Source organism: Oribacterium sinus (genome assembly GCF_014202695.1).
Lineage (GTDB): Bacteria > Bacillota > Clostridia > Lachnospirales > Lachnospiraceae > Oribacterium > Oribacterium sinus.
In genome coordinates this window covers 31,790-57,899 of the sequence record NZ_JACHHH010000005.1, presented here as the reverse complement: position 1 = coordinate 57,899, position 26,110 = coordinate 31,790, and the positions used below count along the sequence as shown (strand labels likewise).

The 26,110-nt window shown below is 45.6% G+C and carries 20 protein-coding genes; 16 read left to right on the top strand and 4 right to left on the bottom strand.

Annotation, left to right across the window (positions count from 1 at the left end; translation table 11 throughout):
• Window positions 1-3: 3 nt before the first annotated feature.
• The 16 genes from HNQ46_RS05715 (at window position 4) to HNQ46_RS05640 (ending at window position 22,855) form a co-directional block, all read left to right on the top strand.
• Complete coding sequence (locus HNQ46_RS05715; RefSeq protein WP_330604549.1) at window positions 4-1,035, top strand: 3-oxoacyl-ACP synthase III family protein; 1,032 nt, start codon at window positions 4-6, stop codon at window positions 1,033-1,035.
• Window positions 1,036-1,063: 28 nt separating this feature from the next.
• Window positions 1,064-1,981 carry a nitronate monooxygenase gene (locus tag HNQ46_RS05710; RefSeq protein WP_183683764.1) on the top strand — a complete coding sequence of 306 codons (918 nt, stop codon included), beginning with the start codon at window positions 1,064-1,066 and terminating at the stop codon, window positions 1,979-1,981.
• A gap of 9 nt (window positions 1,982-1,990) precedes the next feature.
• Window positions 1,991-2,929 (top strand): ACP S-malonyltransferase, encoded by a 939-nt coding sequence (gene fabD, locus HNQ46_RS05705; protein ID WP_183683762.1) that lies wholly within the window; start codon window positions 1,991-1,993, stop codon window positions 2,927-2,929.
• 118 nt (window positions 2,930-3,047) lie between these two features.
• The gene (gene fabG, locus HNQ46_RS05700; protein ID WP_183683760.1) at window positions 3,048-3,794 is read left to right on the top strand and encodes a 3-oxoacyl-[acyl-carrier-protein] reductase; all 747 of its coding nucleotides are present in this window, start codon (window positions 3,048-3,050) and stop codon (window positions 3,792-3,794) included.
• 130 nt (window positions 3,795-3,924) lie between these two features.
• Window positions 3,925-5,160, top strand: coding sequence for a beta-ketoacyl-ACP synthase II (fabF, locus tag HNQ46_RS05695; protein ID WP_183683758.1), 1,236 nt, complete (start codon window positions 3,925-3,927; stop codon window positions 5,158-5,160).
• A 292-nt stretch (window positions 5,161-5,452) separates the two neighbouring features.
• Window positions 5,453-5,881 carry a 3-hydroxyacyl-ACP dehydratase FabZ gene (gene fabZ / locus HNQ46_RS05690; protein ID WP_183683756.1) on the top strand — a complete coding sequence of 143 codons (429 nt, stop codon included), beginning with the start codon at window positions 5,453-5,455 and terminating at the stop codon, window positions 5,879-5,881.
• A gap of 299 nt (window positions 5,882-6,180) precedes the next feature.
• Window positions 6,181-6,675, top strand: a complete 495-nt coding sequence (locus HNQ46_RS05685) for a MarR family transcriptional regulator (RefSeq protein WP_183683755.1) — start codon at window positions 6,181-6,183, stop codon at window positions 6,673-6,675.
• Between the two features lie 269 nt (window positions 6,676-6,944).
• The gene (secD, locus tag HNQ46_RS05680) at window positions 6,945-9,083 is read left to right on the top strand and encodes a protein translocase subunit SecD (RefSeq protein ID WP_183683753.1); all 2,139 of its coding nucleotides are present in this window, start codon (window positions 6,945-6,947) and stop codon (window positions 9,081-9,083) included.
• Between the two features lie 34 nt (window positions 9,084-9,117).
• Window positions 9,118-10,290 (top strand): tRNA guanosine(34) transglycosylase Tgt, encoded by a 1,173-nt coding sequence (tgt, locus tag HNQ46_RS05675; RefSeq protein ID WP_183683947.1) that lies wholly within the window; start codon window positions 9,118-9,120, stop codon window positions 10,288-10,290.
• A 35-nt stretch (window positions 10,291-10,325) separates the two neighbouring features.
• Window positions 10,326-10,607: a preprotein translocase subunit YajC gene (gene yajC, locus HNQ46_RS05670; RefSeq protein ID WP_183683751.1), complete on the top strand. Its 282-nt coding sequence runs from the start codon at window positions 10,326-10,328 to the stop codon at window positions 10,605-10,607.
• Between the two features lie 102 nt (window positions 10,608-10,709).
• The gene (locus HNQ46_RS05665; RefSeq protein WP_183683749.1) at window positions 10,710-11,780 is read left to right on the top strand and encodes a D-alanine--D-alanine ligase family protein; all 1,071 of its coding nucleotides are present in this window, start codon (window positions 10,710-10,712) and stop codon (window positions 11,778-11,780) included.
• Between the two features lie 222 nt (window positions 11,781-12,002).
• Complete coding sequence (locus HNQ46_RS05660) at window positions 12,003-12,419, top strand: DUF1934 domain-containing protein (protein WP_007157581.1); 417 nt, start codon at window positions 12,003-12,005, stop codon at window positions 12,417-12,419.
• A gap of 62 nt (window positions 12,420-12,481) precedes the next feature.
• The gene (locus tag HNQ46_RS05655; RefSeq protein ID WP_007157580.1) at window positions 12,482-12,988 is read left to right on the top strand and encodes a hypothetical protein; all 507 of its coding nucleotides are present in this window, start codon (window positions 12,482-12,484) and stop codon (window positions 12,986-12,988) included.
• Between the two features lie 581 nt (window positions 12,989-13,569).
• Window positions 13,570-17,469: a DNA-directed RNA polymerase subunit beta gene (gene rpoB, locus HNQ46_RS05650; protein ID WP_183683747.1), complete on the top strand. Its 3,900-nt coding sequence runs from the start codon at window positions 13,570-13,572 to the stop codon at window positions 17,467-17,469.
• Window positions 17,470-17,479: 10 nt separating this feature from the next.
• The gene (rpoC, locus tag HNQ46_RS05645) at window positions 17,480-21,181 is read left to right on the top strand and encodes a DNA-directed RNA polymerase subunit beta' (RefSeq protein WP_183683745.1); all 3,702 of its coding nucleotides are present in this window, start codon (window positions 17,480-17,482) and stop codon (window positions 21,179-21,181) included.
• A gap of 558 nt (window positions 21,182-21,739) precedes the next feature.
• Entirely contained in the window at window positions 21,740-22,855 is a 1,116-nt protein-coding gene (locus HNQ46_RS05640) for a DUF4349 domain-containing protein (RefSeq protein ID WP_183683743.1), read from the top strand.
• 72 nt (window positions 22,856-22,927) lie between these two features.
• Here the strand turns inward: HNQ46_RS05640 and csrA are convergent, their stop codons facing one another.
• From csrA to HNQ46_RS05620, 4 genes are all read right to left on the bottom strand, one after another.
• Complete coding sequence (gene csrA / locus HNQ46_RS05635; protein WP_007157574.1) at window positions 22,928-23,176, bottom strand: carbon storage regulator CsrA; 249 nt, start codon at window positions 23,174-23,176, stop codon at window positions 22,928-22,930.
• A gap of 54 nt (window positions 23,177-23,230) precedes the next feature.
• On the bottom strand, window positions 23,231-23,695 hold the full coding sequence (fliW, locus tag HNQ46_RS05630; RefSeq protein ID WP_040649253.1) for a flagellar assembly protein FliW: 465 nt from the start codon (window positions 23,693-23,695) through the stop codon (window positions 23,231-23,233).
• A gap of 126 nt (window positions 23,696-23,821) precedes the next feature.
• Window positions 23,822-24,397 (bottom strand): hypothetical protein, encoded by a 576-nt coding sequence (locus HNQ46_RS05625; RefSeq protein WP_183683741.1) that lies wholly within the window; start codon window positions 24,395-24,397, stop codon window positions 23,822-23,824.
• A gap of 85 nt (window positions 24,398-24,482) precedes the next feature.
• A complete protein-coding gene (locus tag HNQ46_RS05620) occupies window positions 24,483-25,712 on the bottom strand; it encodes a hypothetical protein (RefSeq protein ID WP_183683739.1) in 1,230 nt (409 codons plus the stop codon).
• Between the last annotated feature and the right edge of the window lie 398 nt (window positions 25,713-26,110).

Genomic DNA, 26,110 nt, shown 5'->3' with positions numbered 1-26,110 from the left:
GGAATGATGGAAGGACTAAAGATACTTGGCCTTGGATCGGCTATCCCAAGCAAGAGGGTACACAATGATGACCTGGCGAAGCTGGTGGATACCAGTGACGAATGGATTTTTCCCAGAACAGGCATTCATGAAAGACGTTTTTGTGAAAAGGATGAGAGTGCGGGAACATTAGCGGTTAAAGCGGCTAAGGAGGCTGTAGAAGATGCGGGACTAAAGGGAGAAGACATCGGGGTGATTGTGGTGGCTACCATGTCTCCGGATTTCTCTACCCCGAGCCTTGCAGCCATCGTGGCAAGGGAATTGGGCACGAAAGAAGATGTTCCCGTATTGGATTTGAATGCGGCCTGTAGCGGTTTTGTTTACGGGCTGGAGGTGGCCAGGGGGCTTTTACTTTCCACCAATAAGGACTATGCCCTGGTGGTAGGAACGGAACAGCTTTCCCGACTACTGAAAATAGAGGATAGAACCACCTCCGTCATTTTCGGAGACGGAGCAGGAGCTGCTGTGGTAAAAAGAGATGCCAAGACTCTCTACGCTTCCTACTTGGGCTCTAAGGGGGATTATTCCATTATGGCTCCCGGCATTTACACCGGAGCCTTTGACGGCTTCTATGAGGATGGCACGGAGAATCCGGAGAAACAGGGAGAGGGAGTCAGTGCCGGAAAGCATGAAAAGCTGGATCACCTGGTAATGGATGGAAAGGGCGTTTTCCTCTTTGCCATTGACATCGTTCCTCATTGCATTGAGAAGGTCTTGGAAAAGACCGGAGACAGCTTGGAAACCGTGCAGCATGTGGTTTGCCATCAGGCCAATTCCAGAATCATTCGAAATGTGGTACGACACATGAAGGCGGATCCTAAGAAGTTTTTTGAAAATATGGAGTATTTCGGAAATACCTCCGGAGCCTCCATCCCCATGGCTTTAAAGGATATGCAGGAAAAGGGCCTTTTACATTCCGGAGACAAGCTGGTTTTGGTGGGCTTCGGCTCGGGACTGACCTATGCCTCAGCAGAAATTCAGTACGAAAAAGCGTAGAGAAAGTAAAGGAAATTAAGGAGAGATTATGACCGGATTACAGGAGATGTTAGGAATTCGTTACCCCATTATTCAGGGAGGAATGGCCAATATTGCCACGGGAGCCTTTGCGGCGGCTTGTTCTGACGCGGGAGCCTTGGGCTTGATTGGCACAGGAGGCATTCGAGAGGCGGAGGGGCTTCGTAAGGAAATCCACATCCTTCGGGAAAGAACCGATAAGCCCTTTGGGGTGAATCTCATGTTGATGAATCCGGAAACCGATAAGATGGTGGAAATCTGCATTGAGGAAAAGGTGCCTGTGGTAACCACCGGAGCCGGAAATCCCGGCATTTACATGGAAGCCTTTAAGGCGGCGGGAATCAAGGTGATTCCTGTGGTGCCGGCTCCCATCTTGGCGAAAAGACTGGAAAAGCTGGGAGCGGATGCGGTGATTGCGGAGGGCTGTGAGTCCGGAGGCCATATCGGAGAAATGACCACTATGACCTTGGTGCCTCAGACGGTGGATGCGATTTCCATTCCGGTGATTGCAGCAGGCGGTGTTGCAGACAATCGGCAAATGCAGGCCGTGCTTACCTTAGGAGCCTGCGGTGCCCAGATTGGTACGGCTCTTTTGGCGGCGGAGGAATGTCCCATCCATGAAAATTATAAGGAGGCGGTATTGAAGGCCTCCGGCTCCGACACCATTGTCACCGGAAGAATTGCCGGTGTACCGGTGCGGGTACTGAAGAACCAAATGAGTAGAGAGTACTTAAGCCAGGAAAAGGCAGGGGCTGATAAGATGGAACTGGAAAAGTTTACTCTTGGCTCCCTTCGCAGGGCGGTTTTTGACGGAGATATCAAAACCGGTTCCCTCATGGCAGGACAGACCTGCGGACAGGTCACAAAGATTCGTCCGGTGGCGGAGATTTTGGCGGATATTTGCCGGGGAATTCCCGGGATTTCATAAGGAGGAAAGATGAAGACAGCATTTTTATATGCAGGACAGGGAAGTCAGGTTAAGGGAATGGGCAAGGACTTATATGAGGCCTTCCCCGCCTTTCGAAAGGCCTATGACGAGGCAGAGCTGGACTTTGATCTAAAGACGCTCTCCTTCGAGGATCCTGAAGGGAAAATCAATGAGACCCGATATACCCAGCCGGCTCTTGTGGCATTTGCCTGCGGTATGACTGCGGTTTTACGGGAAAACGGAATCAAGCCGGACTATGCGCTGGGCCTTTCCTTGGGAGAATACTCCGCACTGGAGGCGGCTTCCGTATTTTCCGCAAAAACAGCGGTGGAAATGGTAGCTTTCCGTGGTAAGAAAATGGAAGAGGCCTCCAAGGGAATCGAATCCTCCATGGCGGCAATCCTTGGGATGTCTGAGGAAGCTTTGGACAAGGTTTGTAAGGAAGTGGGAGGCGCTGTGAGCCTTTGTAACCTAAATTGCCCGGGGCAAATCGTTATCGGCGGAGAAAAGAAGGCTGTGGAAGAGGCCTCCGCCTTAGCGTTGGAAGCGGGGGCAAAGAAGGCGATTCCTTTAAAGGTTTCCGGCCCCTTCCATACCTCTTTTATGAAAAGTGCGGGAGAAGCACTGCGGGAGTATTTTAAAGATATTAGCTTCCAAGAGGGAACTTGCCCTGTGCTTCACAACTTCTTAGGAAGAGAAAGACAGGAAGGAGACCCAAGTGTTCCGGAGCTTTTGGTGGAACAGGTACAAAAGCCGGTGCGTATGGAAGAGGATCTTAGGAGACTTCTGGAGCTTGGGGTGAGAAACTTTGTAGAAATCGGTCCGGGAAAGACTATTTCCGGTTTCTTAAAGAAGACGGCCAAGGATATGGGCATCGAAGATTTTGAAGTGGCAAGCTTGGAAAATAAAGAAGAGCTGGAAGCATTTTTAGAGAGTAAAAAAGCTTAGATTCCGGCTTAGGAAAGCAAGGAAAAAAGGGATAAGCCTTTCAACAAGCGTAAAGAGGGAACAATAGAAAGGACTATCCTTTGAACGTACAAGGCGTAATGGATAGAAAGGAAGGAAGATGGCGGAAAGAGAGACTTGTCTGGTTACAGGTGCCAGCGGAGGCATCGGCAGTGCTATTGCCTTGAAAATGGCGGCGGAGGGAAGAAATGTGGTGCTTCACTACGCCGGAAATGAAGCGGCAGCCAGGGCTGTAGAGGAAGAAATTCATAAGGCTTATCCTTCCGTAGAAACCCTCCTTTGCCAGGGTGATATAAAAAAGGAAGAGGATGTGGAAAGAATTGTGGCGGAGGCCGTTGTCCGTTTTTCCGAAATTGAAGTTTTAGTGAACAATGCCGGCATCACAAGAGACAATCTTTTTCTAAAAATGTCTTCGGAAGACTTTGATGAAGTACTGGATGCAAACCTTCGGGGAGCCTTCTTATTTTCCAAAGCGGTAGGGAAGCTGATGATGAAAAAGCGTTACGGCAGGATTATTCAGATTTCCAGCATTGTGGGGGTTCACGGAAATGTGGGACAGAGCAATTATGCGGCTTCCAAGGCTGGACTTATCGGCATGTCCAAGTGTCTGGCCCAGGAGCTGGCAGGACGAAATGTAACGGTAAATGTAGTTTGTCCCGGCTTTATTGATACGAAAATGACTGCAGGACTGCCGGAGGCGGTAAAGGAAGAGATGCTACGGAATATTCCTATGAAAACCTTTGGTACCGGAGAAGATGTGGCAAATGCTGTGGCCTTTTTCGCGAAAAGAGAGTCCCGCTATATTACAGGAGAAACTTTACTGGTGGACGGCGGAATGGGCATGTAGAGCGAAAATATAGAATGAAGCTATATAAAGTTACGATATAGAAAGAAACTATAGAGTGGCAATGTAGAGCGACAATAGAGTTTGTAAAAACAGAGTGCAATCTTGATTGGAAATGGAGAATAAGAATACTATGGAGAGAAGACGCGTTGTAATTACCGGATTAGGAACAGTGAACCCCACCGGAAATTCCGTTGCTGAAAGCTGGCAGGGAATTCAGGAGGGAAAGGTGGGCATTGGCCCCATTACCGCCTTTCCGGCAGAGGACTTCAGCATTCATTTAGCCGGAGAAGTAAAGGATTTTCATCCGGAGACCGTTTTTGATAAAAGAGATTTAAAGCATATGTCCCGCTTTACCCAGTTTGCCATGTGGGCAGCAGAAGAGGCGGTACAGGACAGCGGTATTGTAGGAACGCTTCCTGAGGAAGAAATCGGTTGTATTGTTTCCAGCGGAATCGGCGGCCTGCAAACCATTGAAGCAGAGCATACTCGTGGTGCTTCCAAGGGCTTTGAGCGTGTAAATCCTTTCTTTATCCCTATGTCCATTTCCAATATGGCGGCAGCGGAAATTGCCATTCGCCATCATTTAAAGGGAATGTGCATTTGCCCGGTAACTGCCTGTGCAGGCGGCTCCAATGCCATCGGAGATGCCTTCCATAGAATCAGAGACGGTTACGAAACTGCTATGGTTTGCGGAGGAACCGAGGCCACCATTTCCGAACTGGGAATAGGCGGATTTTCCAGTATGAAGGCTCTTTCTCCTGCTTCCGAAGTCAGCAGAGGCTCCATCCCCTTCGATAAGGAGCGTTCCGGCTTCGTGATGGGAGAGGGGGCAGGCATTTTGGTGCTGGAGGAAAGAGAGCATGCTCTGAAGAGAGGGGCAAAGATTTACGGAGAAGTGCTGGGCTATGGTGCCAACTGTGATGCCTTCCATATTACCTCCCCTGCACCAAACGGAGAAGGGGGAGCGGATTGCATGAAGCTTGCGTTAAAAGATGCCAATCTTGCTCCTGAAAAGATTGATTACATCAATGCCCACGGCACCTCCACCAATTTAAATGATAAAGGTGAAACCGCCGCCATAAAGACGGTTTTTGGAGAGAGAGCCTATTCTATCCCCGTATCCTCCACCAAGTCCATGACCGGACACCTTTTGGGAGGGGCGGGAGCAGTAGAGGCCATCTTCTCCGTGCTGGCTTTGAAGGATAGCTTTGTACCTGCCACCATGAATTATCAGGTAAAGGATGAGGAGCTGGATCTGGACTATGTACCAAATCAGGGAAGAAAGCAGGAGCTCCACTACAGCCTTTCCAATTCTTTAGGATTTGGCGGTCATAATGCCACTCTGGTTTTCGGAAAAGCAGAGTAGTTTCCCTACAATACAGTAAGCCAATAGTAAGATGGAACTGCTAAAATAACTTAAAGTGGCTTTTCGGCTGTATAGCTTTAAATACGGGCAATCTGAGCCCGCCGGTACTTGCTGAAAGCGAGTGTAGCGAAGCTTGAAGCTTAGTACTGTTGCAGGGCGAAGTTAGCGGGAGCGTGCCCGAATTCAAAGCTATACAGCAGAAGAAAGCCAAGTTTCTTTTATCAGTTTCATCTTCAATATCTACTCCATCGGCGGGGAAACTGCCGGTGGAATTTTTTTAGAGGAGGTCAATATGCCTAAGTTAAACATTGAAGAAATCAAAGCCATTATTCCCCACCGTTATCCTTTTTTGCTGATTGACGAAATTCAAGACTACGAAGCGGGAGAATTTGCGGTGGCAAAGAAATGCGTTACCATCAACGAACCCTTTTTTCAGGGACATTTTCCTTCCTATCCGGTAATGCCGGGGGTTTTGATTGTGGAAGCTCTGGCCCAGACCGGAGCGGTTGCTCTTTTGGCTCTTCCGGAAAATAAAGGAAAAATTGCTCTCTTTGGAGGAATTAAAAATTGCAAGTTCAAGCAGCAGGTTCGTCCCGGGGACGTGTTGGAGCTTAGCTGCCGGGTGGTAAACCGTAAAGGGCCGGTTGGCATAGGAGAGGCGGAAGCCAAGGTGGATGGAAAGACCGTGGTGAAGGCGGAGCTGACTTTCGCAGTGCAGTAGGGCATTATACACTACTGAGGAAAAGAAGTTGTAAAAAGTGAATATGGTTTTCCCACAGTGCCGGCTGAAAGCGAGAGCGTGCCCGAAGAGGAAAGCTGTACCGCAGAAATGCGTAGCTTATTATCCTTTAACACTACCGGAGTTCAGAAGAGAACCATTAAAACCCCTTATATAAAATCATTTTATTAATAAGTTTTGAAATTTTATAGAAAAATTCCTTATACCCTATAGGCAAATGCAAGATTTTCTGTTAAAGTTTAACAAGTCACAGTCTACTTATTTCAAGAAGAGAGAATGCTATGTTTAGTGAATCGATTATTGAGTTGTACAACAAGTTTCGAATTTATTTTTACATGCAGGTGTTTGCGAAATTCGAAAAGAGAGAGGCCAGTCTGACCACTGTGGAAAGCTATAGCATTGAGTGCATTAAGGCTCTGGGAGAGCCTACGGTGCAGGAGTTTGCCATTATGATGGGAATTTCCGCTCCCAATGCAGCTTACAAGGTAAATGCCTTAGTACAGAAGGGCTATATCGAGAAAATTCAGGATGAAAATAATCGAAGAGAGTTCCACCTTCGTCCCACGAAGAAGTTTTGGGATTATTACAATGTTTCCTACAGTTATGTAAAGACTGTAGAAGCTCGTTGTAAGAAGCGTTTCAGCAAGGAGGATTTGGCAAAGTTTGAAGAGATGGTAAAGATTATTACCACAGAGCTTATGCCTGAGCTGGATACCAGGAAATTTACCAAAACAGGATTTGAAAACCACGTCAGCATCGGTGAAGTGGAAGAGTAAAAGTAACGGAAGAATCGAAAAAGTCCCCTTGGCCAGGAAGGCCTTGGGGATATTTTTTTGAAAAAATCCCGTATTTCTAGGAAAGGAATTGCCTTTTTTCTTGCGAGCAGGGTGAGCCTATGATAATATAAATCGGTATATGCCCGAGTGATGGGAGTAACCGGAAAACTTCGGAGAAAACAGGGATAAGGGCGAAATCTGGTGAAACATTTTTCCTTTTCCGGAGGAGAAAAGCGTTTCACCAAATTCGATTGTAAAGGAAGTAGAAGATGAACAAGAAATCAAATGCAGTGCTACGGCTTATAGGAATCCTCCTGCTGACCATAGCTTTTTGCGTTTTGGGATACCTGAACGCAAAAAACATTAAGCTGGGCTTGGACCTGAACGGTGGTGTGTCCATCACCTACCAAACCGTGGAAGAGAATCCTACCGCCGAGCAGATGAGTGACACGGTGTATAAGCTTCAAATGAAGGCTCAGAGCTATTCCACAGAGGCGCAGGTATATCAGGAAGGAAAGAATCGTATCAATATTGATATTCCCGGAGCTACCGATGCCAATGAAATTTTGGCAGAGCTTGGAGAGCCGGGTACCCTGCAGTTTGCGGATGAGGATGGCAATGTTCTTCTTACCGGTGACGATGTAAAAACAGCTACTGCGGGAATGACCAACCAGAACAACAATCGTGAATATGTGATTGAGTTGCATTTCACAGAGGCAGGTGCGACAAAATTTGCGGAAGCCACCAAGAACAATGTGGGAAAGCGTATCTTCATTATCTATAACAATGAAGTCATTTCTTCTCCAAATGTTAAAGAAGCGATTACCGGCGGACAGGCCAGCATCAGTCCCATCGAAAGCTATGAGCAGGCGCAGAAGATTGCTTCTACCATTCGTATCGGTGCTTTGCCGGTTAGCCTGACAGAGCTTCGTTCCAATGTAATCGGTGCTACCTTGGGTGCGGAAGCGATTTCCACCTCTTTGAAGGCTGCGGCTATCGGTATTGCATTGGTTATGCTTTTCATGCTTTGTGTTTATCGTATCCCCGGTCTTGCGGCATCTTTGGCTCTTTTCATGTATGTGGGGCTGGAAATGGTGCTGATGCAGGCCTTTGAAGTTACCCTGACTTTGCCGGGTATTGCCGGAATTATTCTATCCATCGGTATGGCGGTGGATGCAAACGTTATTATCTTCACTAGAATTAAAGAAGAAATTGGTGCCGGAAATTCTGTGGATAAGGCAATTAAGTCAGGATTTGAAAAGGCCTTGTCTGCAATTTTGGACGGTAACATCACTACTTTGATTGCGGCGGCAGTGCTGTATGTCCGTGGTTCAGGAACCGTAAAGGGCTTTGCAACCACCTTGGCCATCGGTATTATCATTTCTCTGATTACTGCACTTTTTGTAACCAGAGGATTATTAACTGCTTTTTTCGCTTTGGGAGCGACAAACCCCAAGCTCTACGGTATTAAGAAGGAAACCAAGGTAATCAACTTTATCGGTTTCAGAAGAATTGCTTACAGCATTTCTTCCTTAGTAATTATTGTGGGATTCATTTTCCTGGCAATGAATAAGAAAAATACCGGAGATATCTTTAACTATGACCTGGACTTTAAGGGAGGTTCCTCCACTACCATTACCTTCGATAAGGATATGTCCATGAAGGAGATAGATAGTGAGGTGATTCCTCTGTTTACCGCGGCTACCGGGGGAAATGCTTCCACCCAGGCTGCTAAGGTTGCGGGAACCAATGAGGTTATCATTAAGACCAGAACCATGACCACCGAGGAAAGAACTAAGCTGTATGATAGTCTTCAGGAGAAGTTCTCCATTTCCGAGGATAAGATTGTTACCGAGAACATTTCCGGTGCGGTTTCCACAGAAATGAAGAAGGATGCGGTTTGGGCTTTGCTGATTGCTATCTTCTGTATGTTGATTTATATCTGGATTCGATTCAGAGACATTAAGTTTGCCTCCGCTTCCGTAATGGCCTTGGCTCATGACGTATTGATTACCGTTACTTTTTATGCGGTACTTCGCTGGGCGGTGGGCTCAAACTTTATTGCTTGTATCCTTACCATCGTAGGATATTCCATTAACGCTACCATCGTTATCTTTGACCGTATCCGTGAGAATTTACACAACGGTACCAAGAAGAAGGGATTGGAATATGTGGTAAATGAGGCGATTTCCAGTACGGTAACCCGTTCAATCAACACCTCACTGACTACCTTTATTTCCGTATTTGTGCTTTACATCTTCGGAGTAAGCTCCATTAGAGATTTCACTCTGCCCTTGATGGTGGGTATTGTGGCAGGTGCATGGTCTTCCGTATGTATCGCAGGACCGCTTTGGTTTGATTTTGTGATTCTTTCCAAGAGAAAGAAGGAACAGCTTAGCAAGAAATAGTAAAGGAAAAGGGGTGACTATGGCAGCTGCCAAAATGAAATATGAAATCAAAGGGCAGTGCGGAAGAGCCAAGTCTGCCCATGTGGAAACCGTCCATGGTGTGATAGAAACCCCGGTCTTTATGAATGTGGGTACTGTGGCAGCCATCAAGGGTGGGGTATCCACGGATGATCTTCGTCTGGTGCATACACAGGTGGAGTTGTCCAATACCTATCATCTCCATGTGCGAACCGGAGACAAGGTTATCCGGGAGCTGGGTGGCTTACACAGGATGATGAATTGGGACAAGCCCATCCTTACCGATTCCGGCGGTTTTCAGGTTTACAGTCTAGCGAAGACCGGAAGAAAAATTCGGGAAGAAGGGGTGGAATTCCGCTCCCATATTGATGGAAGAAGGATTTTCATGGGACCGGAGGAATCCATGCAGATTCAGTCTAACTTGGGCTCTACCATTGCCATGGCCTTTGACGAGTGTCCGCCGGCCTTGGCGGAACGGGATTATATTCTTCCTTCCGTGGAGAGAACCACCCGTTGGCTTCTTCGTTGTCAGGCGGAGATGGATCGTTTGAACAGCCTGGAAGATACCCTGAATCCTAAGCAGATTCTCTTTGGAATCAATCAGGGAGGGGTTTTGGAAGATATTCGCGTCGACCATGCCAAGCGTATTACGGAGCTGGATTTGGAAGGCTATGCAGTTGGCGGTCTGGCCGTGGGAGAAAGCCATGAGGATATGTACCGGATTTTGGATGCGGTGGTTCCTCATTTGCCCCGGCATAAGCCTACTTACCTTATGGGGGTAGGAACTCCGGAAAATATGATTCAGGCTGTGGATCGGGGAATTGACTTTTTCGATTGTGTATTCCCCAGCAGAAACGGAAGACATGGTCATGTGTATCATGCCACCGGAAAGCTGAATCTTTGGAACCTGGCTTATGAAAAGGATATGCGCCCCATTGAAGAGGGCTGTGATTGCCCGGCTTGCAAAGGGATTCGAAAAGAGGACGGAACGTATACCGGCGGTTTTTCCAGAGCGTATATCCGTCATCTTTTAAAGGCGAAGGAAATGCTGGGAATGCGGCTTTGCGTTTTACATAATCTTTCCTATTACAATCGCCTGATGGTGGAAATGCGTAACGCCATTCGGGAAAATCGTTGGGAAAGCTGGAAGACGGAAGCCTTATATAAACTAAAAATACAAAACTCCTAAGGGAGAAGATTTGACAGAAGAAAAGGAGATACATTATGGCAGGATTGGGAGCAGTAGGTTGGATTATTTATGCGGTAGTGATTATTGCCATGTTCTATTTTTTGGGTGTTCGTCCTCAGCAGCAGGAAAAGAAAAAACTGCAGGATTTGATGAGCTCCCTTGCTGTGGGAGATACGGTTCTTACCAGTTCGGGATTTTACGGTGTCATCATTGACCTTACCGAGGATACGGTAATCGTAGAGTTCGGCGGAAACAAGAACTGTCGTATTCCGATGCAGAAGACAGCCATCGTTCAGATTGAGAAGGCTTCTAACTAAGGCTTTGATCGAGAGTAGAGCAGATTTTGTTTTAAGCTTTCAAAATACTTATTCTCCTGTTTGGGAAGAATAAGATGTTTTACAAAAATAGAAAGAAGGAAAATGATGAGGAAGACCCTGGTTTTACTTTTTGGGGGACAGTCTACAGAACATGAGGTTTCTTGTCGCTCTGTACTCACGATTAAGAGGGCGGTAAATCAAGAAAAGTACAAGGTGCTTTGTATCGGTATTACGAAATCCGGGGAATGGATTCCGGTGGAGAAAGAAGAAGCCATTGAAGACGGAAGCTGGAAGGAAAGTGCAGAGAGAGCCATGATTCTTCCGGACGCAAAGCTTTCTTCCGTGCTTTTTCTGGGGAAAAACGGAGAAAGTCATTTGGAAAAAATTGATGTAGTCTTTCCGGTGCTTCATGGCAAGGATGGAGAAGACGGAACCATTCAAGGACTTTTGGAGATTGCCAGAATTCCCTATGTGGGCTGCGGGGTACTTTCCTCTGCGATTTCTATGGATAAGGTTTATACTAAGATGGCGGTGGAAAAGCCTTTGGCAAAGATTGGCGTTCGACAGGCTAAGTATATCTCCTTTGTGCGAAGCCAGTGGGAAAATCAGGAGAAGATTATTTCCAAGGTGGAAGCTGCTCTTTCCTATCCGGTGTTTGTAAAGCCTTCCAATGCAGGCTCTTCCTGCGGCGTAAGTAAGGCAAAGGATAGAGAGGCCTTAAAGATGGCGGTGGAAAATGCCCTTTCGGTGGATAGAAGAGTCTTGGTGGAAGAAAGCATTACAGGAAGAGAACTGGAATGTGCAGTATTCTCCGGAAAAGAAGGGCAGGTAGAAAGCTCCTCTGTGGGAGAAATTCTTGCGGCAGCAGAGTTCTATGATTATGACGCCAAATATAATAATCCGGATTCCAAGACGGAACTCCATCCGGATATCTTCGGGGAGATTGAAGAGAAAATCAGAAAGGCGGCTGAGACGGTCTTCTTAGCGGTGGACGGCTTCTCTCTCTCCAGAGTGGATTTCTTCTTGTCCGGGGAAGAGGTGATTTTTAATGAAATCAATACTATGCCGGGCTTCACTTCTATTTCCATGTATCCCATGCTTTTTAAGAAAAAGGGATATTCCATAGAAGAGCTGGTAGAGAAACTTCTAGAGAGTGCTTTTCATAGACCTTAAGAATTTCATAAATAATTATTTCCGTGGACTTTAAACTTTTTTGCAAGATTGTGCTATACTAAGTACACAATCAATTTGATTTTAAATGTTTGATTTCCATTCTCCTAGGGGCTCTGTTATGCACGCAGGGTCCCTATTATATTGTCTTTATTGTCGTAAAGAAAAGTTATGGAAAAGAAAAGTTATGGAAAAAGAAAGCTGTGACTGAGGTAAGAGATTAAGATGAAGGTCAAAATGACTATGCATACCAGGCAAAAATATGACGGGGACCTGGACAGCTTCGTACTGGAGCATTCCGGTGTACTGATGCAAAGAGGAGAGCAGTTTCTTCTCAGCTATTTTCAAGAGGGAGTACACCATGGCATGAAGTTATATCCGACGGAAGGTCGTCTGGAAATTATACGAAACTGGAAGGAAGAGGAGAAACTTCTCTATGAAGGAGGCGTCCGTTGGAAAGTGGACTATGAAACGGAGGTAGGCGTTCTGCCCTTGGAGTTTGATACGGCAGAGGTGGATTTTCGAAATGTCGACTTCTCTCGGGGACAAGGAGAAATTCGTCTCTATTACACACTCTTTCAGTTTGGGCAAAAGGTGGCGGAGACAGAACTCTCCATTGCAATTTCGCCCTATTCGGAGTAAAATGTAAACGTTTCTTTGCAAAAATAAGCACAATAATTTGTAGACTTGGAAATGAGGTGTTCATGGTACTGGCAATTGCTCCACAAAGCATTATTTCGATTTTGTTGGTAATTTTGATTTTGCTTTTCATCGTATTAATAGCTTTATATTTTATGGGAAGACGTTTGCAGGAAAAGCAGGCTGCACAGCAACCCATGATTGAAGCCAATACCATGGAAGTTTCCATGTTGATTATTGATAAGAAGAAGCTGAGTGTGAAGGCGGCTGTTGCGGCAGGCTTGCCGGAGCAGGTGGAGAAGGAGCTTCCCTTCTATCTTCGCTTTTCAAAGCTTCCCATTGTTAAGGCAAAGGTGGGACCGAAGGTATTAGCTCTTATGGCGGATCCCAATGTTTATGAGGTACTTCCTGTAAAGAAGGAAGTAAAGTGTGCGGTATCCGGAATCTATATTCGCTCTATCAAGTCTGTACGAGGCGGAGTGGTACCTGAGGCACCAAAGAAGAAAGGATTTTTCGCCAACTTAAGAAAGAAGGCGGAAGACGCAGTGAAGAAGCAACAAGCAAAGAAGTAATATTGAAAGATATTTGAACTGAAAACCAAAGCATAAAGAATACCACTCATGGGTTTTATGAAAGAAGATAATTTGAGTGTTTTTTCGGGGGAGTATTTTGGAATAGAGGCAATCTGAGCCCGCCGGTACTTGCTGACAGCGAGGAAACGAAGCTGGAAGCTTAGTACCGCTGCGAGGCGAAGTTAGCGGGAGCGTGCCACGATTCCAAAATCTCCAACAGAAAAAACGATAAATACTCTAGCTTTTTTCATAAAGCCTTTTCTGTTTTCTTTCTAAATTCCAAGGCCTTCTTCTCAAATTTCCAAGGCCTTCTTCTCAAATCTCCTTGACAGAAAAAGGTAAAGAATGGTAGTATGAAGTTTGCTTATTTGGCCGGTAGGGGGATAACTCTGCCTATTTTTCGTCCAAAGGAAGAAAAATGTCAAAGAAAAGTGAACGTATCGTCAACTAATCCATAAATTAAAGGAGTTTCCCGAGTTGTTTTAAGCAGATTATAATACTAAAGGCAAATTGGGACAAGTTTTTTGTGGATTCTTAGCAAAGAGATGAGATATATCTCGGATATTAGGGGTGAACGGTCGATGAAAAAAAGCAAAATGCATCCGGTGCAAACCGGAAAGAATCTCAGAATGACTTTCTCTCGGAGCAAAGAAGTTCTGGAAATGCCAAACCTCATTGAAATCCAAAAGGATTCTTATGAATGGTTTTTGCATGAAGGCTTGAGGGAGGCCTTTGATGATATCTCTCCCATCCAGGACTTTGCAGGACATCTTAGCTTGGAGTTTGTGAACTTCAAACTGGCTAAGGAAGAGGCAAAGTACAGCATAGAAGAGTGTAAGGAAAGAGATGCAACCTATGCAGCTCCCCTTAAGGTTAAAGTTCGCCTCTTTAATAAGGATAAGGAAGAAATCAATGAACATGAAATCTTCATGGGTGACCTTCCTTTAATGACAGAGAACGGCTCCTTCGTCATCAACGGTGCGGAAAGAGTTATCGTTTCTCAGTTGGTGCGTTCTCCGGGAATTTATTATGGGGTAGACCATGATAAGGTAGGTAAGGAGCTTTACAGCAGTACCGTAATTCCAAATCGTGGTGCCTGGATTGAGTACGAAACAGACTCCAATGACGTATTCTTCGTTCGTGTAGACAGAACCAGAAAGGTACCGGTTACTGTCTTTATTCGTGCGCTTGGGGTAGGTTCCAACAAGGATATTCTTGATTTATTCGGAGAAGATCCAAAGCTCTTAGCTTCTATCGACAAAGATCCTTCTGAAAATTACCAGGAAGGTCTCTTAGAGTTATACAAAAAAATTCGACCGGGAGAACCGCTTTCCGTTGACTCCGCCCAATCCCTATTGAACTCCATGTTTTTTGACCCAAGACGCTATGATTTAGCCAAGGTGGGACGATACAAGTTCAACAAGAAATTACATTTTAAGAACAGAATCAAGGGCCATGTATTGGCTGAGGCTGTTTATGCACCGGAGACCGGAGAACAGCTGGCTGAGGCAGGTGCAACCGTTAGCCAGGAATTGGCGGAGCAGATTCAGAATGCCGCTGTTCCCTTTGTTTGGATTGACGGACCTACAAGAACCGAGAAGGTGCTTTCTTCCATGCAGGTGGATATTAAGGAGTGGATTCCCGCTTCCATCAATCCTGAGGAGTGCGGCATCAATGAATTAGTATTCTATCCTGCCTTAAAGGAGCTTTTAGCTTCCGTGGAAGGACAGGGAGAGGACGCACTGAGAGATGGGATTCGTAAGAACATCCACAGCCTGATTCCAAAGCATATTACTAAGGAAGATATTTTTGCTTCCATTAACTATTTACTGAATCTGGATGAAGAAATCGGCACAGTGGACGATATTGACCATCTGGGAAATCGTCGTATTCGTGCCGTTGGAGAGCTTTTACAGAACCAGTATCGTATCGGATTGTCCCGTATGGAGAGAGTGGTAAGGGAGAGAATGTCCACCCAGGACATTGATGAAATTACTCCTCAGTCCTTAATCAATATTAAGCCCGTAACGGCAGCGGTAAAGGAATTCTTCGGTTCCTCCCAGCTGTCTCAGTTCATGGACCAGAACAACCCGCTTTCCGAGCTTACCCATAAGAGAAGACTTTCCGCATTGGGACCCGGCGGTCTTTCCAGAGATCGTGCAGGTTTCGAGGTGCGAGACGTACACTATACCCACTACGGAAGAATGTGTCCTATCGAGACCCCTGAAGGACCGAACATCGGTTTGATTAACTCCTTGGCTTCTTATGCAAGAATCAATGAGTACGGTTTTATCGAGGCGCCTTACTTAGTGGTAGATAAGACCGATCCGGCCAATCCGGTGGTTACCAATCAGGCGGTATATCTTGCCGCAGACGAGGAAGACCAGTTCGTGGTTGCTCAGGCGAATGAGCCTCTGGATGAGGAAGGACATTTTAAGCATGATAACGTTTCCGGTAGATATCGGGATCAGACTTCTGCTTTTCCCAAGACCAGTATTGATTTAATGGACGTATCCCCGAAGATGGTCTTCTCGGTAGCGACTTCCATGATTCCTTTCCTGCAAAACGATGACGCGAACCGTGCCCTGATGGGATCCAACATGCAGCGTCAGGCAGTGCCGCTTTTGATTACCGAATCCGCAGTGGTGGATACCGGTATGTCCAGTAAGGCGGCGGTAGACTCCGGAGCCTGCGTAGTGGCGAAGAACAGTGGAGAGGTTACTCTTTCTTCCTCTGCAAGAATCTTGATTAAGAGAGATAAGGACGGAGGAATTGACGAGTATAAGCTGATGAAGTTTATGCGTAGTAACCCCAGTAACTGTTATAACCAAAAGCCCATTGTCAATACCCATGACAGGGTAGAGGCAGGGGATGTTATTGCAGACGGTCCTTCTACAAAGGACGGCGAGATTGCCTTAGGAAAGAACCCCTTAATCGGATTTATGACTTGGGAAGGTTACAACTACGAGGACGCGGTTTTACTTTCCGAGCGTTTGGTACAAAACGATGTTTACACCTCCGTTCATATTGAAGAATATGAGTGTGAGGCCAGAGATACAAAGTTAGGACCTGAAGAAATTACCTCCGACGTTCCCGGTGTAGGTGATGATGCCTTAAAGAATCTGGACGAAAGAGGAATTATCCGTATCGGTGCGGAGGTTCGTGCCGGAGATATTCTTGTAGGTCGTGTAACGCCAAAGGGAGAGACAGAGCTTACCGCCGAGGAGCGTTTGCTTCGTGCCATCTTCGGTGAGAAGGCAAGAGAAGTAAGAGATACCTCCTTAAAGGTACCTCACGGTGCTTACGGAACCGTTATTAACACCATGGTTTATACCAGAGAGAATTCCGACGAGTTGGCTCCGGGAGTTTCCCAGTCCGTTCGTATCTATATCGCCCAGAAGAGAAAAATCGGTGTGGGAGATAAGATGGCGGGACGTCATGGAAACAAGGGTGTAGTTTCCCGGGTGCTTCCTGTAGAGGATATGCCATACCTTCCAAACGGTCGTCCCTTGGATATCGTATTGAATCCTTTGGGTGTGCCTTCCCGTATGAATATCGGACAGGTCTTGGAGTTACATCTTTCCTTAGCGGCAAAGGCCCTGGGCATTGATGTTTCTACCCCGATCTTTGACGGTGCAACCGAGGTGGATATTCAGCAGACCCTTTTACTGGCAAATGATTATGTAAATCTTTCTTGGGAAGAATTTTCCGAGAAGCATAAGGAAGAATTGGATCCGGAAGTATATGCTTACTTGGGCGAGCATCTTGACCACCGTAAGGAATGGCAGGGTGTGCCTATCGGCATTGACGGAAAGGTACAGCTGAGAGACGGAAGAACCGGAGAGAAATTTGACAGTCCTACTTCCATCGGCTTCATGCATTATTTGAAACTTCACCACCTGGTAGACGATAAGATTCATGCCCGTTCTACCGGTCCGTACTCCATGGTTACTCAGCAACCTCTGGGAGGTAAAGCCCAGTTCGGTGGACAGCGTTTCGGAGAGATGGAGGTTTGGGCTTTGGAGGCCTACGGTGCAGCGTATACCCTGCAGGAGATTCTGACCATGAAGTCCGACGATGTGGCAGGTCGTGTAAAGACCTACGAAGCAATCATCAAGGGACAAAACATTCCGGCGCCGGGAGTACCCGAGTCCTTTAAGGTTCTTTTAAAGGAAATGCAGGCTCTGTGTCTGGACATGAGAGTGCTGGATGAGAATCAGCAGGTGGTAGAGATTACAGAAGATCTTTACGATGCAAATCAGGATATGCACAGACTCTTATCCGGCGGTGACTATCGTCAGGATAAGCAGGAAAACTTCGGAGCCTACGGCTATACTAAGCAGGAATTCCAGGATGGAGAGCTGGTGGATGCCGAGGAAAATGAAGAGAGCGCAGAAGAGGATGACTCTATAGAAGAGCTGGATCAGGATGATTTTTATTCCTTAGCTTCCGACTTCGGTGATGATGGTGATAACGAGTAGAGGAGGAAAAATGGCAAACTTTCAAAGTGGAAATGAGCCGGTACAATTTGATTCCATAAAAATTGGTTTGGCTTCCCCGGAAAAAATTCTGGACTGGTCCTATGGAGAAGTAAAGAAGCCGGAAACCATTAACTATAGAACCCTGAAGCCGGAGAAGGACGGATTATTCTGCGAAAGAATTTTCGGACCGGTAAAGGACTGGGAATGTCACTGTGGAAAATATAAGAAGATTCGCTACAAGGGTGTGATTTGTGATCGTTGCGGTGTAGAGGTTACCAAGTCTTCTGTACGTAGAGAGCGGATGGGGCATATCGCCTTAGCGGCTCCCGTATCCCACATTTGGTACTTCAAAGGAATTCCTTCCCGTATGGGACTTATTTTGGATATCAGTCCCAGAATTCTGGAAAGAGTTCTGTATTTTGCCTCCTACGTGGTTCTGGATCCCATGGAAACGGGGTTAAACTATAAGGATGTGCTTTCCGAGAAGGAATATAGAGATGCTGTAGAGCAGTACGGTTACGGCAACTTCAGAGTAGGAATGGGTGCGGAAGCGGTATATGAGCTGCTTTCCAACATTGATCTGGAGAAGGAGTATACGGACCTTCGTGGAGAGCTGGACAGCTCCTCCGGACAGAAGAGAGCCCGTATCGTAAAGCGTTTGGAAGTGGTGGAAGCCTTCCGTTCCTCCGGAAATAAGCCGGAGTGGATGATTCTATCCAACCTTCCCGTAATTCCTCCCGATTTACGTCCTATGGTACAGCTGGATGGCGGACGTTTTGCTACCTCCGACTTAAATGACCTGTATCGTAGAATTATCAATAGAAATAACCGTCTGGCAAGACTCTTGGAGCTTGGAGCACCGGAAATTATCGTGCGAAACGAGAAGAGAATGTTACAGGAGGCGGTGGATGCCCTTATCGACAATGGTAGAAGAGGACGTCCTGTAACCGGTCCAGGAAACCGTGCTTTAAAGTCCCTTTCCGATATGTTAAAGGGTAAGCAGGGACGTTTCCGTCAGAACCTTTTAGGAAAGCGTGTGGATTACTCCGGACGTTCCGTAATCGTAGTAGGACCGGAATTAAAGATTTATCAATGCGGTGTGCCTAAGGAGATGGCTATCGAGCTCTTTAAGCCCTTCGTTATGAAGGAGCTGGTAAAGAGCAACAAGTCTCATAACATTAAGAATGCCAAGAAGATGGTGGAAAGACTGGATCCATTGGTTTGGGATATCTTGGAGGATGTTATTAAAGAGCACCCGGTTATGCTAAACCGTGCCCCTACCCTGCACCGTTTGGGAATTCAGGCCTTCGAGCCGATTCTGGTAGAGGGTAAGGCGATTAAGCTTCACCCGCTGGTATGTGCGGCCTTCAATGCGGACTTCGATGGAGACCAGATGGCGATCCACCTTCCTTTAACACAGGAAGCACAGGCAGAGTGCCGTTTTATGTTGCTTTCTCCCAACAACCTCCTGAAGCCTTCTGACGGTGGTGTGGTTGCGGTACCTTCTCAGGATATGGTACTGGGTGTGTATTATTTAACCCAGGAAAGAGAAGGAGACAAGGGAGAGGGAATGCTCTTCAAGTCTATTAATGAAGCTATTTTGGCTTATGAGAACCACTATGTAACCCTTCATGCGAAGATCCGTTGTAAGGTGAAGAAGGAATTCTTACAGGAAGACGGTAGCAAGAAGGAAGAAGAAGGTATTATTGAGACCACTGTAGGAAGACTTCTCTTCAATGAGATTATTCCCCAGGATTTAGGATTTATTGACCGTTCTTTACCGGAGAATCGTTTCCTTCCGGAAATCAATTTCCTGGTAAAGAAGAAGAACCTAAAGCAGATTCTGGAAAAGGTAATGGATGTGCATGGGGCTATGCAGACCGCTTTAACCTTGGATGATATTAAGTCCATCGGTTATAAGTTCTCTACAAGAGCGGCAATGACCGTATCCATCCACGATATGACCGTTCCGGAGACTAAGGAAACTCTCTTGGAAGATGCCCAGAAGACTGTGGATAGAATTGCCAAGAACTTCCGCAGAGGTTTGATTACCGAAGAAGAGCGTTACAAGGAAGTTATCGAGACCTGGAAGAACACCGATGAACAGCTTACTCACGACCTCTTAACAGGACTGGATAACTACAACAACATCTTCATGATGGCTGACTCCGGAGCCCGTGGATCCGATAAGCAGATTAAGCAGCTTGCCGGAATGCGTGGACTCATGGCGGATACAACCGGTAAGACTATCGAACTTCCCATTAAGTCAAACTTCCGTGAAGGTCTGGATGTATTGGAGTACTTTATCTCCGCTCACGGAGCACGTAAGGGACTTTCCGATACCGCTCTTCGAACAGCGGACTCCGGATACTTGACAAGACGTTTGGTAGACGTATCTCAGGATTTGATTATCCGTGATCTGGATTGCTCCGAGGGAAGAGAAACTATTCCTTCCTTGGAAATTACAGAGCTTTCCGACGGACAGGAAAAGATTGAGTCCTTGCAGGAGAGAATTACCGGCCGTTATGTGGCGGAGGATATCATTGATCCGGAAACCGGAAATATGGTCATTAAGGCGAACCACATGGTAACCCCGAAGAGAGCACCACAGGTTATGGATGCTTTAAACAAGATGGGCAGAAAGTCCATTCGTATTCGTACCGTTCTGACCTGCCGTTCCAAGTCCGGTATCTGTGCAAAGTGTTACGGAGCAAACTTGGCAACAGGAAAGCCGGTTGAGGTGGGAGAGGCAGTAGGAACCATCGCTGCACAGTCCATCGGAGAACCGGGAACACAGCTGACCATGAGAACCTTCCATACCGGAGGTGTGGCAGGTGGAGATATCACACAAGGTCTTCCCCGTGTAGAGGAGTTGTTCGAGGCCAGAAAGCCTAAGGGACTTGCCATTCTTACGGAGATTCCCGGTGTTGTAGAAATTCGTGACACCAAGAAGAAGAGAGAGGTTATCGTAACCGACAACGAAAAGGCTCAGTCCAAGACTTACCTGATTCCTTACGGATCTCGTTTAAAGGTTACAGATGGACAGGTTCTGGAAGCCGGAGATGTATTAACCGAAGGTTCCATCAATCCTCATGATCTTCTTAAGATTAAGGGCGTTAAGGCTGTACAGGAATACATGATTTCCGAAGTGCAGAGAGTATACCGTTTACAGGGTGTAGAAATCAACGATAAGCATATCGAGATGATTGTGCACCAGATGATGAAGAAAGAGCGTGTCAATGAAGCAGGAGATTCCCGCTTTATCCCGGGAACCACTGTAGATCGTTTAGACTTCGAAGATGAAAATGAGAGACTCATTGCAGAAGGAAAGGTACCTGCAGAAGGAAAGAGAACCATGTTGGGAATTACCAAGGCTTCCTTGGCTACCGATTCCTTCATGTCTGCAGCATCCTTCCAGGAGACCACCAAGGTTCTTACTGAAGCGGCTATCAACGGTAAGATTGACCACCTTATCGGTTTGAAGGAAAACGTTATTATTGGTAAGCTGATTCCGGCAGGTACAGGAATGCGTCGATATAGAAACGTTAAACTTTCTACAGATAAGGAAGAAGTGGTAGATACTTCCGACGTGCTTAGCAACGAGGTAAATGAACCTTTAAGCACAGAAGAGATTTTTGATGCGGATCCCAAGGGATTATCCGGATTATCCGCAGCCCTAAGAGCAATTAAAGAGGGCGAAAACGAGTTATAATATTAGCTTTAAAAGAGGCTATATAAAATCAAAATAGTTTTTTTACGCAATATAGGTCTGAAGCCGGGGCACGCTCCCGCTAGCTTCGCCTGGACTGAGCAGTGGTTTTGATACCCACTGCTCACTTTGCTTCGCAAAGCAAATTCCTTCGGAAGTTGGTCTGATACAGGACGACTTTTCTGATGAAAAGTCTGTCCTTGCGGATACTAAGCGAAAAACTGCGTTTCTCTTGTTTTTCGCAAGTACCGTCGGGCTCAGACTACCCCATTTTCAGACCTATATTGCTAAAAATTTTCTTTTTAATTTTGATTTATATAACCTCTTTTTTTTTGAAAATTTGAAGCACTTTCATACAGCATAGGTCTGAAAGGCTAAGAAATATTTTCAATAAAAATAAGAGAATATGTGACCAATTCCTTCCTTTTACCGTTTATAAGGTAGAGAGAAGAATATTGCAGTACTTTCTGGTCCACGAGATACCGCATATTACGCCGGTAATACTCGTTAAGAAGGAAAAGACTGACCTGCAACATCAGGGCATAAGCCAAGGAGGAAATTATGAAAAAAAGGAAGGAAAAGAGAAAAATATCTGTTTTGGCAATAGGATATTGTGCCGCCATTTTATCCGCAGGAGTATTGACAGCTTGTAGCGGAGCAAGAAAAGACACAAGCTATAGCGAGGATAACTCTATTAAGAGTGCGGCATATGGGGATGCAGAGGCTGAAAGATCTGATGAAGCAGCTTTTGCAGGAGCACAGGTGGCAAAATCCAATGCCGGAAAGGATTCTGTAGTTACTAAGGAAAATGAAGTTCCCGGAGCCTCTCAGGGAGAAGCCGCTGAGGAGACCGTTCCGGAAGTAAGCAATCCTGATTCCAATACGCCTGATTCCAATACTCCCGATGTTTCGGAGGACCCCAATGTTCAGATTTCGGAAAAAAAGATTCGTACCGTGAATATGGAAATCGATACAAAGGATATTCCGGAAAAAGCAAAGGCGCTTCGAGAAAAAGTGAAAGCAATGTCCGGCTATGTGGAATCAGAGGATTTTCAGGATGACGACAGCTATAGCGACTTTAGAAAAATGTATTTTACCATTCGTATTCCAAAGGATAAGATGGATGAATTCCTTACTTTCGTGGAAGGAGAGGGACAAATTAAGTCTCGTAACGAGAATCTGGAAGATGTTCGTTTACAGTATCATGATGCCCAGGCTCATAAGAATTCTTTAGAAAAGGAGCAGGAGAGGGTTCTGGCTTTAATGGACAAGGCGGAAAATCTGGATCAGCTTCTGATTTTGGAAAATCGTTTAACTGAGATACGCTATCAGTTGGAGAATTACGGAAGCCAAATTCTGGAATATGACAACAGGATTAACTTTGCCACCTTAAACCTGACTTTGACGGAAAAGTCAAAGCCGGAGGCAAGAGAGCAGAAGGAGGAAGGCTTTAAGGATAGATTGAAGACGGGATTTAAAGAAAATCTCTACGGTATCAAATGGTTCTTTGAAGCTCTTCTTTTCCTGATCCTTGTGTACAGTCCTCAGATTATAGGAATTGCAGCTATCGCCTTGCTTTTGATTTTTCTCCATAAAAGAGAGCAGAAAGCCAGGGCAATGAGGGCAAAAGCAATGGAGCAGGAATCGTTAAAAGAGCAGGATAAGAACATAAAGTAGCATATAGAGCGAAATATACAGTAGAACATAAAACAAAAGTCCCCGGAGAATTTTCCGGGGACTTTTTTATGATCATTCTGGTTTGCTTACGGCAAGATTTTTTAATAAACCGTTTTGTAACTGGAAGATTGCATTGGAATCGCCTGCAACAGCAGAGCGGTTAGCTTCTTCCGCATGGGATAACTCCTCCCGTAAGATGGAGATATGTTTTGGAGCATCAATGGCAATACGAACGCCGTCAGCGGCAGTTTCAATTACCGTAAGACGAATATTATCGCCGATTAAAATGCTTTCATTCTTTTTTCTTCTTAAAATTAACATGGTTTTCCTTCACCTCTTTCTTCCACATCCCTGTGGAAACTCCTCCGGGCTATCTTATACGGCAGCCTTTTGCTTTGCCTGTACAGATTCAAAGCTGCCCAGAGTGTGCTTGTATTCGTATCCGCTTGCTTCAAGTATTACTTGCATGCCCTTATGATTCTCTGGATTAATCACCAAAGGACACTTCAAATTTACGGTGTTGTCCAGGTAGTCTGCCTGTAAAACGCAGGTCACATAGTAGCTTAATTCTTCCGCATCCTTAACCCCTAAGTAAGTAAGCTCTTCCTCGGTAAGGTTTGGAGCATAGTCAGGATCCAATGAGAATGGATTGATGACAACAAAAGCCACTTCGGGATTCTCAACTCCCTGTAAAAGAAGAATGGTAGAATCTTCCTCTTCGTTTAAACATAAGGGAAGATAGTGCTGCACCTCTGAAAAGCCGAAAAGCCCATCAGGGAAATGAAACAAATCCTTCTCCTCATAATCGATAACGCCATAGTCCTTGGTATGTAATTGCATAATTTCCTCCATAGAATAATAATGATCATGTTTGTAATTTTTTGGAGATTTCCCTCCCTCCTTTCGGAGAGAGGGTCGGCTGTTATCCTATGTCGCCTGCCAAAAGCAAGGGACTTCTGTAAGATTTCAGCTTTCTAAATCTATGGATCCGCCCATATCGGGTTTTTTCGGAAAATAGATAAAATCTCCGGTATACTCGAATTTAATGTCCGGCATTTGGGTTACGATGGTCATATCCATCGCGGGAAGAAAAGATAAATCTCCCTTGTGTACCCGCATTTCAAAGGCTCCCCGATCCTGAAGATAGCCGGCTGTTTTTTCTTGTCTCATAGCTCTTTGAGATTCTAAAATCTCCAGTGTTTCTGCAGCTGCTCTTTGTTTATTGCCTTGGATATAGAGATTTGGGGATTGGGTATCAGCTCCTGTAAGGGGTAAGGAATCTGTGCCCATCTCCGTTCTTTTGGCAGAGACAGCCTGCATGGCGGAGTAGTAAGCCAAATGGTTTTCTACTCTTTGGTATTGCCGGTTTACCTTATACTGCAAAGCAGCATCCTCTTTTCCGGCTTTTTGTGCTTCAATGGTACTTAGACGAAGCGCTCTCCCTCGTGCTTGGTCAATTTGATCGGAAGGGACCAGCTTTCCACCACTGCTTAGGTGAATCGCTTTAAAGTCAGTCGTACTTACTTTGATGAGTTGTCCCATACTCGCCTCCCTGTTTCCAACCTGCTATAGAAACTATAGCAATCGCCTTGCCTTGGTCAGGTTAATGGAGAGATGACCTGTTCTTTTATCTACCAACGAAATCAAATAAAGAAGACTGCATGATGTTGGAGCCCACCTTCATTGCGGCATTGTAGCTGTATTGGTAGGAATACATCTTCACTACTGCATCATAGGGGTCCACACCCAGCTTAGAGGTATATTCTTCCTGGAGAGTATCCATCGTAATATCTAACTTACTCTGGGTAGTTTCCAGTGCGGCATACTTAATACCCAATTCTCTGTAGCTGTCGCTGACTCTTGCCTCCGCATCATCATTTTGGTTGATGAAGTCGGACATATCTTTATGAAAACGAGATTTCGCTGTAGACACATTTGTATTTGTTTTTAGGGCTTCCTTATACTGGTGGGAAGTTAAAATTGCCTTAGACATTAAGGCTACCGGGCTGTTTACCAAGGAATCTTCCTCGGCTACAACAGGACCTCCGTTAGAGGCACCCTTGATTCTCTGGATGGCATCTGCATCACTAAGGCCTCTCAGAGTATCGGAGGAAAGTCCGGTAATCATGTTTAAACCGCCGGTGTAGGTGTCTAAAAGAGTGCTTCTGTCTCTTAAAGAACCGTAGCCGGTGCTCATTTTTCCCTGCTCCCTCATAGCGGAAAGAATCATCTTTAAGCTATCATTTTCATTGAGGGCATTCCCGTCCGCATCGGTACCGGAGAACTCATTCTTGTAGTTTGTTCCGTCATAGCTGTACTTAATGTTCAGCTCTGTGGCTTTTGCGTCTCCCGGGAATTTGTGGGTATAGGTAAGGGTAATACTTGGATTGGTACCGTTTAAATCCTCCTTTAAGGAGAATGGAACGGTGGTCATATCGTTTCCGCCGTAAACATAGAAGTTGTCATACTGGGAATTCAGGGTGTTTACTACGGAATGAAGACGCTGGGTAAACTCTGTTTCATAGGTTCCCACAGTTCCTTCATTAGCATTCTGGCTATCGTTAGAGATAGCGAGCACCTTGGTGTTAACGGCACGCATATCCTCCTGAATGCTTAATGCACCTTTTTCCTGCTGGTACAAACGATTTTTTACGTCGTCGATTATGCCTTTCTTTGACTCGGCATCCATGTACTGATTGTCCATTCGCTTTCCGGCATAGTAAGCAATGGGGTTCTCATCGGCTGCCTTGTATTTTCTTCCGGTAGAAACCTGCTCCATAGACTCGTTTAACTTGCCATGAAGATTTCCGACGGACTTTGCATAATCCTGATAATAGGTTCTTGCTGTTACTCTCATGATTTACTCCATTCTTTCCGGATGTTTATCCTTTGCTTCTTGCATGTTCTCGGGCATCCTTTCCCTGATGAAAGAAGAGCTGTTTTAGCTCTTTTTTCATTACTGTATATATCGAGCTATTTTTCTTAAACTATAAGTATTTTTCGCAAAAACTCTTAAAAATACAAGAGGAATGGCTACCGTATTTTTAAGAATCAAAGATAAAGCGAAAGAAGGAGTGTAGGTCTGTAAGAGGGCAATCTGAGCCCATTGGTGTTTACAGAATGCCAGCGAAGGGAAGGACTGTAGAAATTAATAAGACGAAGCGAAAGAAGGAGTGTAGGTCTGTAAGAGGGCAATCTGAGCCCATTGGTGTTTACAGAATGCCAGCGAAGGGAAGGACTGTAGAAATTAATAAG